Raw genomic sequence first — 16345 nt, forward strand, 5'->3', positions numbered from 1 at the left:
CTAGGCCGAAAACACTGTGCGGCCCGCCACCATCGTTTGCAAGACCTTGCCCTGCAGCCGCGCGCCTTCGAAACAGGTGTTCTTCGAGCGCGAGCGGATGCCGCTTTCGCTGACGATCCACGGCTCGTCAAGGTCGATGACCGCCAGGTCGGCGACGGCGCCAGGCTTCAGCGTGCCGCCGGGCAGGCCGAACAGTCTTGCCGGCGCGGTGGACAGCGTCTCGATCAGCCGCAGCAGCGGCACATCGCCATTGTGGTAGAGTCTGAGTGCCGCGCCCAGCAGCGTCTCCAGGCCAATTGCGCCGGCCGCCGCATCGGCGAAGGGCAGGCGTTTGGTGTCGACGTCCTGCGGATCGTGCGAGGAGACGATAATGTCGATAGTGCCGTCCTTGACCGCCTCGATCATCGCCAGCCGGTCTTCCTCGGCCCGCAACGGCGGCGTCAGCCGGAAGAAGGTGCGGTATTCGCCGACATCGTTCTCGTTGAGCGACAGATTGTGGATCGAAACGCCCGCCGTGACATTGGCGCCGTCGGCCTTCGCCCGCGTCACCGCTTCCGCCGCCATCGCCGTCGAGATCTTGGCCGCGTGATAGGCGCCACGCGTCAGCCGCGCCAGCGCCAGGTCGCGCTCCAGCGGGATCGATTCGGCCTCGCGGGGAATGCCGGCCAAGCCAAGCCAGCTTGCGTAGAGGCCTTCATTCATGACGCCTGCCGAGGCGAGGTCGGCATCCTGGGTCTCATGGGCGATGACACCGCCGAAATCGCGCGCATAGGTCAGCGCCCGGCGCATCACCAAGGCGCTTGAAATGGTGTGGCGCCCGTCGGTGAAGGCGACCGCGCCGGCTTCGCGCAACAGACCGAATTCGGTCATCTCGCGGCCGGCAAGACCCTTGGTGATCGCCGCCGCCGGGAAGATGTTGACCACGGCCGTGTCCTTGGCGGTGCGCAGCACAAACTCTACCAAAGCGACATTGTCGATCACCGGATCGGTATCGGGCATCATCACGATGGAGGTGACGCCGCCAGCCGCCGCGGCGACACTTGCCGAGGCAATCGTCTCGCGGTGCTCGCCGCCAGGTTCGCCGATGAAGACGCGGGCGTCGATCAGGCCAGGGATGACCGCTTTGCCGGCGCAGTCGACGACGATGGCGCCCTCCGGCATGCCCTGGTTCAGGGCGGCCTTGCCGGCAGCAACGATCTTGCGGCCCTCGACTATGACGGTGCCGATCTCGTCGACACCACGCGACGGGTCGACGATATGCGCCTTGCTGAAGACCGTTGTCGTCATGCGCCGCGCCCCTCATGGTTGCGGCGCGGGTCGAGCAAAGCTTCCATCACCGCCATGCGCACGGCGACACCCATTTCAACCTGCTCCTGGATGACGCTCTGCGGACCGTCGGCGATTTCCGAGGCGATCTCGACGCCGCGGTTCATCGGCCCCGGATGCATGACCAGAGCGCCGTCCTTGGCCGCCTTCAGCTTTTCGGCATCAAGGCCGAAATAGCGGAAGTACTCGCGGATCGAAGGCACGAAGGCGCCTTCCATCCGCTCGCGCTGCAGGCGCAGCATCATCACCACGTCGGCGTCCTTCAGTCCTTCTGCCATCGAGCGGGCGACGATCACGCCCATTCTCTCGATGCCTGACGGCAGCAGCGTCGAGGGTGCCACGACGCGCACCTGGGCACCCAGCGCGTTCAAGAGCATGATGTTGGAACGCGCCACGCGCGAATGCAGGATGTCGCCGCAGATTGCCACGATCAGCTTCGACAGCGGTCCCTTGGCACGGCGGATGGTCAGCGCGTCGAGCAGCGCCTGCGTCGGATGTTCATGCGCGCCGTCGCCGGCATTGACCACCGAGCAGCCGACCTTCTGCGCCAGAAGTGCCGCCGCCCCCGCCGACTGGTGGCGGATGATCAATATGTCGGGGCGCATGGCGTTCAGCGTCATCGCCGTGTCGATCAGCGTCTCGCCCTTCTTCACCGAGGAACTCGCCACCGACATGTTCATGACGTCGGCGCCGAGCCTTTTTCCCGCAAGCTCGAACGACGATTGAGTGCGGGTCGAGGCTTCGTAGAAGAGGTTGATCTGGGTACGGCCGCGCAGCGTCGAGGCCTTTTTCTCCGGCTGCCGCGAAATGGCGACGGCCCGGTCCGCCCGGTCGAGCAAAAGCTCGATATCGGCGGGGGAAAGATCGCGGATGCCCAGAAGATGGCGGTGGGGATAGAGCGGCAGGGACGAAGCGTCGGTCATCTCAAGGCGCTGCTATAGGGTGCAGAATTCCCTGCTGCAAGCACCGGCTTTGGATTGCGGCCTTTCTCCCCGGTATTTTCGTCGCGCGCCTTGCGCGGCTTGGGCTATAACCCGCCGATGGCTTCGGATTCGACCGACCTTCGATGACAAGGACAAAGCGTGACCGACGACGTGACCAACCAGCCGCCGCCGCTGACGGGCGGCAACGCCTGGCGGGGCGATCCGTTGCTGATCCAGCTTGCCGAGCGCTTTTCCGATCCGGTGCGCAAGGATCTCGATGGGCTTGGCCGTTTCGTGCTGACGCAGGAAGCACAGGAACTGGCCCGGCTTGCCAATGTCGAGACACCGAAGCTCAGGACCCACGATCGCCAGGGCCGGCGCGTCGATCTGGTCGAGTTCCATCCCGCCTACCATGCGCTGATGCGCCGTTCCGTCGCCAACGGACTGCATTCCTCGGTCTGGGAAAATGGCGACGCCGAGATCGGCCGCCGCCACCAGGTGCGCGCCGCCCGCTTCTACATCACCGCCGAGCTCGAAACCGGCCACCTTTGCCCGATCACCATGACCAGCGCTTCGCTGGCAGCGCTGATGGCAAGCCCAAAGCTGTTCCGCGAATGGGCGCCGCGGGTGACGACGCGCAAATATGACCAGAGCCAGAAGCCGCCGGTTGAAAAGACCGGGCTGACGCTCGGCATGGGCATGACCGAGAAGCAGGGCGGCACCGATGTGCGCGCCAACGTCACCAGGGCTGAGCGCGCCGGTAGCGGCTTCTATCGCCTGACCGGCCACAAATGGTTCATGTCGGCGCCGATGTCGGACGCCTTCCTGGTGCTCGGACAGGCGCCGGAAGGTCTTTCCTGCTTTCTCGTCCCGCGCATCCTCGGCGACGGATCGGGCAACGGCTTCCGCTTCCAGCGGCTGAAGGACAAGCTCGGCAACCGCTCCAACGCCTCGTCGGAAGTGGAGTTCGTCAACGCCATCGGCGAGATGGTCGGCGAACCCGGGGCAGGGGTGAAGACGATCATGGATATGGTGACGCTGACCAGGCTCGACTGCGCCGTCGCCTCCTCGGCGATCATGCGGGCGGGCCTCGCGGAGGCCGTCCATCATATCCGTCACCGCCAGGTGTTCGGCGCCAACCTGATCGACCAGCCGCTGATGCAGCGCGTGCTGGCCGACATGGCGCTCGACGTTGCCGCCGCCACGGCGCTGTCGTTCCGGCTGGCGCGCTCGTTCGACGAAGCGGCCAGCGATCGGGGCGAGGCGGCCTTCGCCCGCGCCATGACGCCGGTCGTCAAATACTGGGTTTGCAAGATCGCACCGCCGCTGCTCTACGAGACGATGGAATGCCTCGGCGGCAATGGTTATGTCGAGGAGGCGCCGCTGGCCCGCTACTACCGCGAGGCGCCGGTCAATGCGATCTGGGAAGGCTCCGGCAATGTCATGGCGCTCGACGTGCTGCGCGTGCTCGGCCGCGCGCCAGGCCTGTTCGAGGAGGTTCTGGCCGGCATCGACCGCGACCTCGGCGCCGGCGGTCGAGGCACCATAGGCGTGCTCAAGGCGGCGATGCAGGTGGCGGCGACAGACGAGGGGTCGGCCCGCCTGCTCACCGAGCAGCTGGCGCTGTCGGCGGCGGCGGCCGAGCTTCGGCGGCTGGGGGCAGGGCGGATCGCCGATGCCTTCGTCGAGACGCGGCTCGCCGGCCAGTGGCGCAACACCTACGGCATGCTCGATTCGCGCCACGATGCGCGCATGATCATCGACACGCTCTATCCACCGGTGAACTAGTCTCGACGCGGGCTTTTCGCGGTTCGCCTTGCCCTGTGGATGGCGGTTAACCTTAACAAATGGTTTCCGTTGCGGTGGCCGGCCGCAGAGCCCACAGTCCTGACGGAGCAAGGATTGGTTAACCATAAGCCGCCTGTGCTCGCGAAGCAGGAACGCCATGCGGCACGTACTGACCTCTTTTCTGGCCTTGCACTGGGCGATCGTTTTCGCACTGCTGGCCTTCATCTGCATCGACGGCAACCGCGGTGTCGCCGGCGCTCTCGGCGTGCTGGGCGTGGCCGTCGGGAATACCCGCTTAGCCGGTCTCGAGAACGCCGTCGTCGTCGCGCCTTTGGCCATCGCACTGCTGGTCGTGGCGGTGCTGTTCTGCTGGGCCTTCGTCGAGACCCTGATCAACATCGCGGCAAATCCCGATGCCACCGACATCGTCGTACGCATCGCCTTCATATCGGCGTCCGGCGTCTTGTCGCTGATCCTGGTCGGCGGCGCCGCGCAAGGCATCGACGGGCTGTTCATGGTCATTGCCGTGCAACTGACGGCGCTGCTGGCATCCTATGTTGCGGTGCTGGCGGAGCGGCGGTCGGCGTTGGCCACGACGGTTGCCGCCGAGAGCGAGATCCGTGCCAGAGCCAACGTCATGGCGAGGGGGGCGGCGCACAGTTCCTTGCTCAACCGTATTTCCGGTCGATCGGACACGAAGCATGGGGATGGCCGCTGATGCGCACTTTGTTCGCACTTTGGGCGGCCCCCATGGCCCTGTTCTGGGGCTGGTTCTATCTGTCGCTCAACGACATCAATTTCGGCTATGTGATGCTGAGCCGTCAGTTGCATGACCTGGTGTTCCAACTCTACGGCCAGATGCTGGGCATCGATCCGGCGATCATTCCTGGCATGGTGGCCAAAACCTGCGTCTTCGACGGCTTCCTGCTGATGGCGCTGTGGGCGTTTCGCCGCCGCCGCAACATTGCCGCCTGGATCAGGAACCGCTGGATGAATCCGGTTCCGCCGGAGCGGATGAGCCGAGCGCCTGAAGCCGGTCAAGGACTCCCTGCAGAATAAAGGCGGCCGCCGCCGAATCGATCTTGCCGGCGCGCTTCTTGCGCGAGAAATCCATCTCGATCAGCGTCCGCTCGGCCGCCACCGTCGACAGCCTCTCGTCCCAGAGCACGAAAGGCAGGTCGGACAGGCCAGCCATGTTGCGGACGAAGGCACGCGATTTCTGGGCACGCGGACCTTCCGACCCGTCCATGTTGACCGGCAGGCCGAGCGCGATCGCGCCGACATTGTCTTTCTGCAACTGGGTGAGCAGCAGGGCTGCATCGAGCGAGAATTTCCGTCGCAGGATGACAGGGCGCGGGTGAGCGAAGGACAGGCCGCGGTCGGAAACCGCCACGCCTATCGTCTTGTCGCCGAGGTCGAGCCCGGCCAGTGTCCTGCCGCCGGCAAGCCGTGCCGGCAATTCCTCGATCGCTATGATCCCCAACGGTTTTCCTTCGATGGAGCGTGACACGCTCTTTTGACCGGCAATGACACTATGGCACTTTCATTCTGCAGGAGGCGTTCTATCTTCCGGCGCAGCAAAAATCGAGGAACACGACTGATGAAACTGACCTGGTATGGACATTCGGCATTCCGCATCGAAACGGCGGACGCCAATATCCTCATCGACCCCTATCTGGTCGGCAATCCGTCCTGGACGGGCGGCTGGGAAGGGCCGGCGGAAGGGGTCACCCATGTGCTGCTGACCCACGGCCACAACGATCATGTCAGCGGCGCGCTGGAAGTGCTCAAGAAAAGCGGCGCCATGCTGGTCGCCAACTACGAGATCTGCATGTACCTCGTCGGCAAGGGCGCCAGCGGCGACAAGATCAACCCCGGCAACATCGGCGGCACCGTCGATTGCGGCGCCTTCACCACCACCTTCGTCCAGGCCCTGCACTCCTCGTCGTTTGGCGGCGAGGGCGGTCAAAAAACCTATCTCGGCAATCCGGGCGGGCTCGTCCTGCATTTTCCCGAAGAAAAGACGCTCTACCATATGGGCGACACCGACATCTTCTCCGACATGGCGCTGATCAACGAATTGCACGAGCCGAAGATCGGCATCGTGCCGGTCGGCGACCGCTTCACCACGGGCGGCGCGGTAGCAGCCCTTGCCTGCCGGCGCTTTTTTCGCTTCGATACGGTCGTTCCCTGCCATTTTGGCACGTTTCCGATCATCGACCAGACGGCGGAGAAATTCGTTGCGGGAATGGAGGGATCCGGCGTGGACGTGGCGTTGCCGGGGATCGGCCAGACCATCACTCTCTAGGAAGACCGTCGCACTCTAGAAAAATGGAATGAAACCATGGCGTTGAGACAGACTCTTTGCGTTTCGATGTTGGTCGCCGCATCTCCGGCGCCGGCGGCCGACGATTTCATCGAGGGGGTCTATCTCCAGTCTGAGGAACTCTGCGCCAAGGCCAAGAAGGAGACGCTGCAGAGCGTGATCGACGCCGGCAACATCGTGCTGTCGGCCCACGGCCTGCAAAGCGTCGAATACAATTGCGAATTCCTTCAGGTCACCAAGGCAACGCTCTCGCCGAGCTGGGCGGTGACGGCCATTTGCCAGGAGCCGGGCTTTGTCTTTCCGGATGTCCTTTCGGTCACGCAAATGAGCCCGACGCAAATCGACCTGGTGTCGGTCCGCCCGGTCGTCGACGAAAGCGAGCAGGCCGGCAATGGCGGCAGTTATGTGCTGTGCGACGGCGTGGCTTTGCCTTAGTGCAGTTCCAGGAAAGTACGCGGGGGTTTTCCGTCCGGAGTTGCGCAAACAAACAGTTGGCGTGAACGGCGTGGAAAAAAGGCGCAATGATGCGTGGAGCTGCGTAAGCCCGTGACAATCCTGGAACGGCGTCTTTTTCGAACTGTCCGTTCCGCTGCGCCGCCCAGGTCCCGGGCCGTCCCGGCGGTTTAGCCGTTCGAGGCCGGCAGATCCCGGCACGATGCATGTTGCGCGGCACGCGCCGCGCCGCTATAGCGCTGGTTTTCCCGAGGCAACAGAAATGTCCGTTGATCTTCAGACAGTGAAGCGCGTCGCGCACCTTGCCCGCATTGCGGTGAGCGAGGAGGACGCCGAGCGCATGACCGGCGAGTTGAACGCCATCCTTGGCTTCGTCGAACAGTTGAACGAGGTCGACGTCTCCGGCGTCGAGCCGATGACGTCGGTCACGCCGATGGAGATGAAGAAGCGGCAGGACGTCGTCACCGACGGCAGCAAGGCCACTGACATCGTTGCCAATGCGCCGGCGACCGATGAGAATTTCTTCCTCGTTCCCAAGGTGGTGGAGTAGGTGGCGGTGGCAGTCGAGATCGCCATCGAGACGCCGCTGCAGGACGACGTGCGCACCCTGGTCGAGGAGCTCAACACGACGCTGCTCGAGCTGACGCCGCCGGAGCATTGCTACCATTTGACTGTCGAGCAGATGGCCGGCGAGGACACGAGCGTCTTCATCGCCCGCGACAACGGCCTGGCCATCGGCTGCGGCGCGCTGAAGCGTCATGACGGCTCGGTCGGCGAGGTCAAGCGCATGTACACACGGCCCTCGCATCGCGGCCGCAAGATCGGCGCCAGGATCGTCGAGCGGGTCGAGGCGCTGGCGCGCAGCGAAGGCTTGAAGCGCCTGGTGCTGGAAACCGGCGATCGCCATCCCGCCGCCTGGGCCGTTTACGAACGTGCCGGCTTCTCGCGCTGCGGTCCCGTGCTGGATTATCCCGATTCCGAGTGGTCGGTGTTTTACGAAAAGAGCCTTGCCTGATGAGCGACCTGACCCACCTGACGATTTCGCAGGCCCGCGCCAAGCTGCGCGGCAAGGAGATTACCGCGGCCGAGATCACCGAGGCCTACCTCTCGGCGATCGAGCGCGCCAATCCGGCGCTCAATGCCTATATCACCGTGACCGGCGACAAGGCGCGCGATATGGCCAAGGCCTCCGACGCCAAACTCGCCAAGGGCGAGGCCGGCGCGCTGGAAGGCATCCCGCTCGGCATCAAGGACCTGTTCGGCACCGAAGGTGTCCACACCCAGGCCTGCAGCCACGTGCTGGACGGCTTCAAGCCGCGCTACGAATCGACCGTCACCGCCAATCTGTGGGCCGACGGCGCCGTCATGCTGGGCAAGCTCAACATGGACGAATTCGCCATGGGCTCCTCCAACGAGACCTCCTATTATGGCCCGGTCATCAACCCGTGGCGGCGTTCGCGCCTCGACACGGTGGTGATGCCGACCACGCATCAGGGCGACGGCGGCTTTGTCTCGGCCGGCGGCACCAAGACCGCGCGCACGCTCGACAACGCCCAGCTCGTGCCCGGCGGCTCGTCGGGCGGCTCGGCGTCGGCTGTGTCGGCCTTCCTCTGCGCCGGCGCCACGGCGACCGATACCGGCGGCTCGATCCGCCAGCCCGCCGCCTTCACTGGCACGGTTGGCATCAAGCCGACCTATGGCCGCTGCTCGCGCTGGGGCATCGCCGCCTTTGCTTCCTCGCTCGACCAGGCCGGGCCGATTGCCCGCGACGTGCGCGACGCCGCGATCCTGTTGAAGTCGATGGCCTCCGTCGACCCGAAGGACACCACCTCGGTCGACCGTCCGGTGCCGGACTACGAGGCGGCGATCGGCAAGCCGATCAAGGGCATGAAGGTCGGCATTCCCAAGGAATACCGCGTTGACGGCATGCCCGAAGACATCGAGGCGCTCTGGCAGAAGGGCATTGCCTGGCTGAAGGATGCCGGCGCCGAGATCGTCGACATCTCGTTGCCGCACACCAAATACGCCCTGCCGGCCTATTACATCGTCGCGCCCGCCGAAGCCTCGTCCAACCTCGCCCGCTATGATGGGGTCCGCTACGGCCTGCGCGTGCCGGGCAAGGACATCATCGACATGTATGAGAAGACCCGCGCCGCCGGCTTCGGCCGCGAGGTCAAGCGCCGCATCATGATCGGCACCTATGTGCTGTCGGCCGGCTACTACGACGCTTACTATCTGCAGGCGCAGAAGGTGCGCACCCTGATCAAGCGCGACTTCGAGAACGTCTTCGCGGCCGGCGTCGATGTCATCCTGACCCCGGCGACGCCGTCGGCCGCCTTCGGCGTCGCCGACGAGGACATGGCCTCCGATCCGGTCAAGATGTATCTCAACGACATCTTCACCGTGACGGTCAACATGGCCGGCCTGCCGGGTATCGCCGTGCCCGCTGGCCTCGACGCCAAGGGCTTGCCGCTCGGCCTGCAGCTGATCGGCCGGCCCTTCGACGAGGAAACCCTGTTCCAGACCGCCCATGTCATCGAGCAGGCGGCCGGCACATTTCAGCCGGAGAAGTGGTGGTAGGATCGTCTCTCATCTAGCGCATTATCCTTTCCGAAAATCGGAATCGATTTTCGGAAAGGATAATGCGCAAAATCAAAGTGTTACAGCGTCCTTTGCGCGCCCAGGGACGCGCGGCGCTGTAATGGGGTGAGGGATGTTCTTCTATCTTTCCAAGATTTTCTGGTTCTTCATTCAACCGCTCAACCTGGCGATCTTCCTGCTGCTGGCCGGATTGCTCGCCGCCTTGCTCGGCCGCCGAAAACTGTTCGCCACCGGCAGCGTGCTGGCCTTCCTGATCCTCGCCGTGGCGGTATGGACCTCGCTCGGCGCCATGCTGCTCAATCCGCTTGAGGAGCGCTTTCCCAAGCCGCCGCTGCCGCAAAAGGTCGACGGGATCGTCGTGCTCGGCGGCGGCTTCGAGAGCGCCATCAACCTGGTGCGCGGCGGCTACGAGCTGAATTCCGGCGGCGATCGCATGGTCGAGACCGCGATCCTGGCCCGCCGTTTTCCCGAGGCGAAAGTGGTCGTCTCGGGCGGCAATGGCGAGCTTTTCCTCGAAGGCGAGGGCGATGCCGACACTGCACCCCGCCTGCTTGGCGCGCTCAGCGTCGCGCCCGATCGCCTGATCCTCGAGACCAAATCCCGCAACACCTACGAGAATGCCGTCTTCACCAGGCAATTGGTGACGCCGAAGCCGGGCGAGACCTGGCTGCTGGTGACCTCGGCCTTCCACATGCCGCGCGCCAAGGCGCTGTTCGACAAGGCCGGCTTCGCGACCATTCCATGGCCGGTCGACTACCGCACCTCGGGCAGGGAAGGCATCGGTCTGTTCCGCGACAATCCGGCCGATTCGCTGCAGGTCACCACCATGGCCATCCGTGAATGGATCGGCCTCATTGCCTATTGGCTGTCGGGCCGGATCGATCAGCCGTTTCCGGCTCCCGGCGGCTGACCGATCACCGCCTGTCTGGCGGCGGAGAAGAACTGGCGGCGCACCAGCACCGCAAGCAACAGCAGCGTCGACAGCACGAACACGATCGGGTCGACGAACCAGCCGAGATAGCCGATCGAGAAGAACACGGCGCGCAGGCCGGAATTGAAGTGCTTTCCGGCCAGCATGTTCATGCGCGTCGCACGCCACACCGCCGTCTGGCTGACCGGATTTCGCGCGGCCTCGCCATGCGGGATCGGCACAGCTCCAATCAGGATCGAGCAGTAGTTGAACAGGCGGTAGGCCCAGCCGAATTTGAAAAAGGCGAAGGCGAGGATCAGCACCAGGCCGAAGACTTTCATCTGGAACGCCGTGCGCGATGAGGTCGTACTCAACGGCAAGTCGCTCAGCACGGTCAGGACCTGGTCGGAGGCGCCAAGCAGGGCAAAACAGCCACCGAGCGCGATCAGCGAACTGGAGGCGAAGAAGGCGGTGCCCTGCTGCAGGCCGCTCATAATGGCGGTGTCGACGATACGGATCTCGCGCTCGGCCATGGTCCGCATCCAGGCGGCGCGTTGCGCGTTCATCGCCGTCGTCAGCGACACCCGGCTGACCAGCCTGCCGTCGGAGGCGAGCGTATGCAGCACCCAGACTATCAGGAATAAGGCCAGCGCCGTGAGATCGGCCGTCGACAGATGGAAGGAATCGCCCATGTGCCCTTTTACCACAAGCAAAGCGGCGTCTTCGATGGGCGAGCGCTGCGATGTCGCTGCAGGAGCAAACAAGGTCGGCAGGCGCCGCGCCGCGATCTTCAAAACAGCGGAAACATCATGAGAATTCCTATATGTAGGTTTCAAAGGGTCCAGGTTTCAAAGGACCAGGAGACAGCGCCGCGTGTTCCTTTCGGTTTTCGACCTGTTCAAGATCGGCATCGGCCCGTCGAGCTCCCACACGATGGGGCCGATGACGGCCGCGCGCCGTTTCCTCGACGAGGTCGCGGGAGACGACTGGCCACGCCCGGCCGGCGCCAGGGTCGACCGTATCGCTGCCAGCCTGCACGGTTCGCTCGCCTATACCGGCATCGGCCACGGTTCGGACCGCGCCGTGGTGCTGGGGCTGGCTGGCGAAACACCGCAGACGGTGGACCCCGACCAGGCCGACGAGATCGTCGCCCGCATCGCCGCCGAAAAGCGGGTTTCGCCGCCCGGACACCCGTCCTATCGCTTTGATCCTGCGACCGATCTGGTGCTCGACAAGAAGACGCCGCTGACCGGCCACGCCAACGGCATGGCCTTCTACGCCTACGATGCCGGCGACCGCCTGCTGCTCAAACGCATCTATTATTCGATCGGCGGCGGCTTCGTCGTTTCCGACGAAGAGCTGCAGCGGATGAAGGCCAAGGGCTCGGTGACGACCGAAGGCAAGAAAGTGCCTTACCCCTTCAAGAATGCCGTCGAAATGCTGGCGATGGCCGGCAGGAGCGGGCTTTCCATCGCCGAGATGAAGCGCGTCAACGAGGAGACGCAGATGTCGCGCGAGAAGCTCGACAGCGGCCTCGACGCCATCTGGAGCGCCATGAAGGGCTGCATTGATCGCGGCCTGTCGCAGGATGGCATCATGCCCGGCGGGCTGAAGGTGCGCCGCCGCGCACGGCAGCTCCACGACAAGTTGCAGGAGCAGTGGCAGCAGAACCGGCCGAACCCGCTGCTCGCCAATGACTGGCTGTCGATCTACGCCATGGCGGTCAACGAGGAGAACGCCGCCGGCGGCCGCGTCGTCACCGCGCCGACCAATGGCGCGGCCGGCACGCTGCCGGCGGTGCTGCGCTACTGGCTGCATTTCCATCCCGAGGCCGACCAGCCGAGCATCCGCGACTTCCTGCTGACGGCGGCGGCAGTCGGCGGCATCATCAAGACCAACGCTTCGATCTCGGGCGCCGAGGTCGGCTGCCAGGGCGAGGTTGGTTCGGCCTCAGCGATGGCGGCGGCTGGGCTTTGCGCCGTCATGGGCGGCACGCCAGAGCAGGTCGAGAACGCCGCCGAGATCGCGCTGGAACACCATCTCGGCATGACCTGCGACCCGGTCGGCGGACTGGTTCAGGTGCCCTGCATCGAGCGCAACGCGCTAGGTGCGGTCAAAGCAGTGACCGCCGCCTCGCTGGCTATCAAGGGCGACGGCGTCCATTTCGTGCCGCTCGACGCGGCGATCGAGACCATGCGCCAGACCGGCCTCGACATGAACGAGAGATACAAGGAGACCAGCCTTGGCGGTCTCGCAGTCAATGTGGTGGAATGCTGAGAGCTCTGCCACAGTAGGTATCTGTGGACTGGCACTGTGGAGAAGTCGGGCAGGGCCGTTGACGCATCCGCCTGCCGGACTAAACCTTAGGCGATGGCACTCAATCTCCTAAAACTCTGCGTCGGCTGCGACAGCGTCGAGGATCTCGAAGAGTGGATCGCCTTCCGCCTCGATGAGCGGCGCCGGGCCGGCGAGCCTGCGGAACACTGGCACACCACCCGCATGGTGCCGACGCGCGGCGACGAGGTCACCGATGGCGGCTCGCTCTACTGGGTGATCAAAGGCAATGTGCAGTGCCGACAGCTGATCACCGAGATCCGGCCGTTCACCGACGACGAAGGCATCGGCCGCTGCCGTCTCATGCTCAACCCGCAAGTCGTGCGCACCGACTGGCAGCCGCGCCGAGCTTTCCAGGGCTGGCGCTACCTGAAGCCGTCCGATGCGCCCGCTGATCTCGGCAAGGGCAAGGCCGCGTTTGCCGAGATGCCGCCGAAACTGCGGCTCGAACTGGCCGAACTCGGCCTGCTTTAATCAGCCATCCTGGAACCGCTTCTCCTGCCCGGCCGTGCTGGCCCTTCATGTCGCCCTAGATGGGACTTGCAAGCGCTGCCGCCGCGCCACATCTTGATCTCATGAGTGACAACAAGCAGCCCGTGCCCGCAAAGGCCGATACTGCGCCGGTCAAACCTAAATCAAGCGCCGGCGAGATCGATGCCTTCATACGTCAGGCGAGGACCCTTGCCGCATCCGCGACCGGTGTGGGCCGTCTGATCCTGTCCCTCGACGCCACGATGAGCCGGCAGCCGACCTGGGATCTGGCGAATGCGCTGCAGGGCGAGATGTTCGACGCCGTCGGCAAGGTCGGCAGCCTCAGCGTCCAACTGGTCTATTTCCGCGGGCTTGGCGAATGCCGCTCGTCCGATTTCGTCACCGACACCAATGCCTTGAAGCAGCTGATGACCGGCATCGAATGCCGCAGCGGCAACACCCAGATCGGCAAGGTGCTCGCCCATGCGCTGAAGGCGACGGCCAAGGCCAAGGTCAATGCCCTTGTCTATATCGGCGACGCGATGGAAGAAAACCCCGACGATCTGGCCGAAAAGGCCGCCAGCCTCGGTCTGCATGGCGTTCCGGTCTTCGTCTTCCAGGAAGGTCATGATTCCGGCGCGGAAAAGGCATTCAAGGAAATCGCGCGGCTGTCCAAAGGAGCTTGGTTCCGATTTGATCGGCGGGCCGCCGCGACCCTGGCAGGACTGCTTTCCGCGGTCGCCATGTTCGCGACCGGTGGGCTGAAGGCGCTGGAAGCCAGGGGCAGGCCGGGAGACCGGCTGTTGATCGAGCATTTGCGGGGCGGCGGGAGCTGATGGGCGCAATCATCGCACTTGTTGCACTGGTTCTGGTGCTTCTTGGCGTCATGACGATCTTCGTGCGCGCCGATCCGGCAAAGGTTGCGGACGGCTTGAAGACGCTGGGGCCGATTCTTCTGGCGCTAGCCGGTGCAGCCGTGCTTGTCGCGGGCCGCAGCAGCATCGGCGGCATGATGCTGGTTGGGGCGGCCGCCTGGTATGGTTCGATGCGGATGGCGCGGCCGACATCGAAACCGGCGACCAGCAACCGTTCGACTGTGCGCACCGCAGCGCTGGAGATGGAGCTCGATCACCAGACCGGCGGTCTGGAAGGCCTCGTGCTGGCCGGGCGCCACGAAGGCAAGATGCTTGGCTCGATGGGCCTGGCGGAATTGCAGCAGCTCTACCGCGAGCTCCCGGGCGATCCCGAGAGCCGCCAGTTGCTAGAGACGTATCTTGACGGCAGGTTTCCCGTCTGGCGCAAAAACGCTGAGCCGGACGGTGGCGAAGGGCTGGGTGTTGCGCCAGGTGCGGGCGCCATGACTAAGGAGGAGGCCTACAAGATCCTTGGTCTTGAAGCGGGGGCCGCCGCGGCGGATGTCCGCAAGGCGCACCGCCGCCTGATGCAGCGCCTGCACCCCGATATCGGCGGCACGTCGTTCCTTGCGGCGCGAATCAATGAAGCCAAGGACGTCTTGCTCTCCAACCACAATTAGTCTCCTTCGACGCAGAAATTTCCCGGGAGAATCCAGCACCGTCCTACTGTTGGACGGCGTAGCACGCGATTTTCTTCTTCTTCAAAGCACTGCAGGCGTTCCACGCGGCGCTCTTTGAACCGAAGCCGCCGAACCGAGCGCGGTAATAGGTCACGCCGTCCTTGTCGAACGCGACGGTGAAGCCGGCCGCATCGGCCAGGACCTTGGGCGCCTGCTTGCTCGTCTTGTCGAGGAAGGCCTGGGCTTCGGACTGCTTTGGCGACGAAGCGACCTGGATCGCCCAGCCCGACGGCACCGAGGCGGTGTTGACCGGGTCGACTGCAGGCGCAGGCTCGGCATAGGCGGCCACGACCTGCGCCGCCGGAACCTCGGTTGCTGCGGCAACAGCGACGGTCTTGACCTTTTTGATCTGGACGACGGGCGCGGTCTCTTCGACGACCGGCGCGGTGTCGTCCGCCGAGGCAACCGTCGTATCCTCTTCGACCGCCGGCTTTTCATCCGGCGTCGGCGCATCGTGCTTCGGCAGGAACACCTTGGCCAGCGCGCGGATCGGACCGTCGCCGTCGGCCTTGGCGACCAGGCCGCCGCCGCCGCGGGTCGACGCCCTCGGCATATAGGCATTGATCAGCGAGGCCATCTGGTTGTCGCGGCTGCGGCCCGAACTTCCCCCCATGACGACGGCGACGAGGCGGCGATTGCCATCGGAAACCGACGAGACGAGGTTGAAGCCGGAGGCGCGGGTGTAACCGGTCTTGATGCCGTCGACGCCCTTGATGCGGCCGAGCAGGCGGTTGTGGCCGTTGATGCGCTGGCGGCCATAGAGGAAGGAGCGCTGCGAGAAATAGCCGTAATACTGGGGGAAGTGCTCCCTGAGCGCTATGCCAAGCATCGCCATGTCGTGGGCGGTGGTGAACTGGCCGGGATCGGGCAGGCCGTTGGCGTTGCGGAAGACGGTGCCGTTCATGCCGAGCGCGCGTGCCTTGGCCGTCATCATGCGGGCGAAACCGGGCTCGCTGCCGCCAAGCAGTTCGCCGAGCGCGGTCGCCGAGTCATTGGCCGACTTGGTCACCATCGACAGGATGGCCGTCTCCACCGAAACCGCGCGGCCAGCTTTCACACCCAGCTTGGTCGGCGGCTCGGCCGCGGCACGGGCCGAAAACGGCACAGGCGTATTCTTGCTGATCCGACCTTTGGCCAGCGCCTCGAAGGTCAGATAGAGAGTCATCATCTTGGTCAGCGATGCTGGGTAGCGACGGCCGTTCGCGTCGGACGAATAGAGCACCTTGCCGGTCTTGGCATCGACGACGATGGCCGCGGACTTGGCCGCCATCGACGAGGCTACGTCGCCGACGACGACCGCCATCGCCAAAGCGACGATCATGACCGCCTTGAAGGAGATTGAGGATTTGGAGACGAAGCCCGACCACGCCTGACGCACTGAATACTTCCCTTGAATTTCATTGCCTTGGAGGCGGCAAAGGGACCTGCCTCGCTTCCGGCCAAACTATCGCGGTCGGCGTTACCAATCCGTTTATGGTAACCGCCGCGTTCACCATTTTCTTTGCGTTTGAGCCTCCCTTTATTCGAATTTTAGCCATTGCCGGCGCAGCGGCGCCCACGAAAAAGGCAAAAACTTGACTTTTGTGCAGCGCACAATATATTCATCGTGCATTGCACAA

General features: G+C 64.5%; 18 protein-coding genes. 13 read left to right on the top strand and 5 right to left on the bottom strand.

Translation table 11 applies throughout. From position 1 onward, the window contains the following. Entirely contained in the window at positions 1-1287 is a 1287-nt protein-coding gene (locus tag ACSQ3Z_RS30165) for a dihydroorotase (RefSeq protein WP_436174877.1), read from the bottom strand. Next, positions 1284-2249, bottom strand: coding sequence for an aspartate carbamoyltransferase catalytic subunit (locus ACSQ3Z_RS30170; protein WP_436174878.1), 966 nt, complete (start codon positions 2247-2249; stop codon positions 1284-1286). Before ACSQ3Z_RS30170 ends, ACSQ3Z_RS30165 begins: the two co-directional genes overlap by 4 nt. Before the next feature lie 159 nt (positions 2250-2408). Here ACSQ3Z_RS30170 and ACSQ3Z_RS30175 point away from each other — a divergent pair, with 159 nt between their 5' ends. The 3 genes from ACSQ3Z_RS30175 to ACSQ3Z_RS30185 all read left to right on the top strand — a co-directional run bounded on the left by ACSQ3Z_RS30175 (position 2409) and on the right by ACSQ3Z_RS30185 (position 5096). Next, complete coding sequence (locus ACSQ3Z_RS30175) at positions 2409-4037, top strand: DNA alkylation response protein (RefSeq protein WP_436174879.1); 1629 nt, start codon at positions 2409-2411, stop codon at positions 4035-4037. A 157-nt stretch (positions 4038-4194) separates the two neighbouring features. Next, positions 4195-4755 (top strand): hypothetical protein, encoded by a 561-nt coding sequence (locus ACSQ3Z_RS30180; protein ID WP_436174880.1) that lies wholly within the window; start codon positions 4195-4197, stop codon positions 4753-4755. Then, entirely contained in the window at positions 4755-5096 is a 342-nt protein-coding gene (locus ACSQ3Z_RS30185) for a DUF6105 family protein (protein ID WP_436174881.1), read from the top strand. Before ACSQ3Z_RS30180 ends, ACSQ3Z_RS30185 begins: the two co-directional genes overlap by 1 nt. On the opposite strand, the gene ruvX is transcribed toward ACSQ3Z_RS30185, so the two are convergent. Then, a complete protein-coding gene (gene ruvX / locus ACSQ3Z_RS30190) occupies positions 5014-5520 on the bottom strand; it encodes a Holliday junction resolvase RuvX (protein ID WP_436174882.1) in 507 nt (168 codons plus the stop codon). The genes ACSQ3Z_RS30185 and ruvX overlap by 83 nt on opposite strands. Positions 5521-5637: 117 nt before the next feature. Here ruvX and ACSQ3Z_RS30195 point away from each other — a divergent pair, with 117 nt between their 5' ends. The 6 genes from ACSQ3Z_RS30195 (at position 5638) to ACSQ3Z_RS30220 (ending at position 10327) form a co-directional block, all read left to right on the top strand. Next, positions 5638-6345 (top strand): metal-dependent hydrolase, encoded by a 708-nt coding sequence (locus ACSQ3Z_RS30195; protein ID WP_436174883.1) that lies wholly within the window; start codon positions 5638-5640, stop codon positions 6343-6345. A gap of 36 nt (positions 6346-6381) precedes the next feature. Beyond that, on the top strand, positions 6382-6798 hold the full coding sequence (locus tag ACSQ3Z_RS30200) for a hypothetical protein (protein WP_436174884.1): 417 nt from the start codon (positions 6382-6384) through the stop codon (positions 6796-6798). A 280-nt stretch (positions 6799-7078) separates the two neighbouring features. Continuing rightward, a complete protein-coding gene (gatC, locus tag ACSQ3Z_RS30205) occupies positions 7079-7366 on the top strand; it encodes an Asp-tRNA(Asn)/Glu-tRNA(Gln) amidotransferase subunit GatC (protein ID WP_006202114.1) in 288 nt (95 codons plus the stop codon). A gap of 6 nt (positions 7367-7372) precedes the next feature. Beyond that, a complete protein-coding gene (locus ACSQ3Z_RS30210; RefSeq protein ID WP_436175189.1) occupies positions 7373-7831 on the top strand; it encodes a GNAT family N-acetyltransferase in 459 nt (152 codons plus the stop codon). Continuing rightward, positions 7831-9396, top strand: a complete 1566-nt coding sequence (locus tag ACSQ3Z_RS30215) for an amidase (protein ID WP_436174885.1) — start codon at positions 7831-7833, stop codon at positions 9394-9396. Before ACSQ3Z_RS30210 ends, ACSQ3Z_RS30215 begins: the two co-directional genes overlap by 1 nt. 133 nt (positions 9397-9529) lie before the next feature. Continuing rightward, complete coding sequence (locus ACSQ3Z_RS30220; RefSeq protein ID WP_436174886.1) at positions 9530-10327, top strand: YdcF family protein; 798 nt, start codon at positions 9530-9532, stop codon at positions 10325-10327. Here ACSQ3Z_RS30220 and ACSQ3Z_RS30225 read toward each other — a convergent pair. After that, positions 10300-11019: a DUF599 domain-containing protein gene (locus ACSQ3Z_RS30225; RefSeq protein WP_436174887.1), complete on the bottom strand. Its 720-nt coding sequence runs from the start codon at positions 11017-11019 to the stop codon at positions 10300-10302. The two genes, ACSQ3Z_RS30220 and ACSQ3Z_RS30225, sit on opposite strands and share 28 nt — an antisense overlap. 181 nt (positions 11020-11200) lie before the next feature. On the opposite strand from ACSQ3Z_RS30225, the gene ACSQ3Z_RS30230 reads away from it, so the two are divergent. The 4 genes from ACSQ3Z_RS30230 to ACSQ3Z_RS30245 all read left to right on the top strand — a co-directional run bounded on the left by ACSQ3Z_RS30230 (position 11201) and on the right by ACSQ3Z_RS30245 (position 14666). Then, complete coding sequence (locus tag ACSQ3Z_RS30230; protein ID WP_436174888.1) at positions 11201-12604, top strand: L-serine ammonia-lyase; 1404 nt, start codon at positions 11201-11203, stop codon at positions 12602-12604. A gap of 93 nt (positions 12605-12697) precedes the next feature. After that, positions 12698-13135 carry a DUF1489 family protein gene (locus tag ACSQ3Z_RS30235; protein WP_436174889.1) on the top strand — a complete coding sequence of 146 codons (438 nt, stop codon included), beginning with the start codon at positions 12698-12700 and terminating at the stop codon, positions 13133-13135. A 101-nt stretch (positions 13136-13236) separates the two neighbouring features. Continuing rightward, on the top strand, positions 13237-13968 hold the full coding sequence (locus ACSQ3Z_RS30240) for a VWA domain-containing protein (protein WP_436174890.1): 732 nt from the start codon (positions 13237-13239) through the stop codon (positions 13966-13968). Further along, positions 13968-14666 carry a DnaJ domain-containing protein gene (locus ACSQ3Z_RS30245; RefSeq protein ID WP_436174891.1) on the top strand — a complete coding sequence of 233 codons (699 nt, stop codon included), beginning with the start codon at positions 13968-13970 and terminating at the stop codon, positions 14664-14666. The genes ACSQ3Z_RS30240 and ACSQ3Z_RS30245 overlap by 1 nt, the downstream gene beginning before the upstream one ends. 43 nt (positions 14667-14709) lie before the next feature. Here the strand turns inward: ACSQ3Z_RS30245 and ACSQ3Z_RS30250 are convergent, their stop codons facing one another. Then, on the bottom strand, positions 14710-16104 hold the full coding sequence (locus ACSQ3Z_RS30250) for an SPOR domain-containing protein (protein ID WP_436174892.1): 1395 nt from the start codon (positions 16102-16104) through the stop codon (positions 14710-14712). Positions 16105-16345: the final 241 nt, after the last annotated feature.

The organism is Mesorhizobium sp. LjNodule214, assembly GCF_964252735.1.
Lineage (GTDB): Bacteria > Pseudomonadota > Alphaproteobacteria > Rhizobiales > Rhizobiaceae > Mesorhizobium.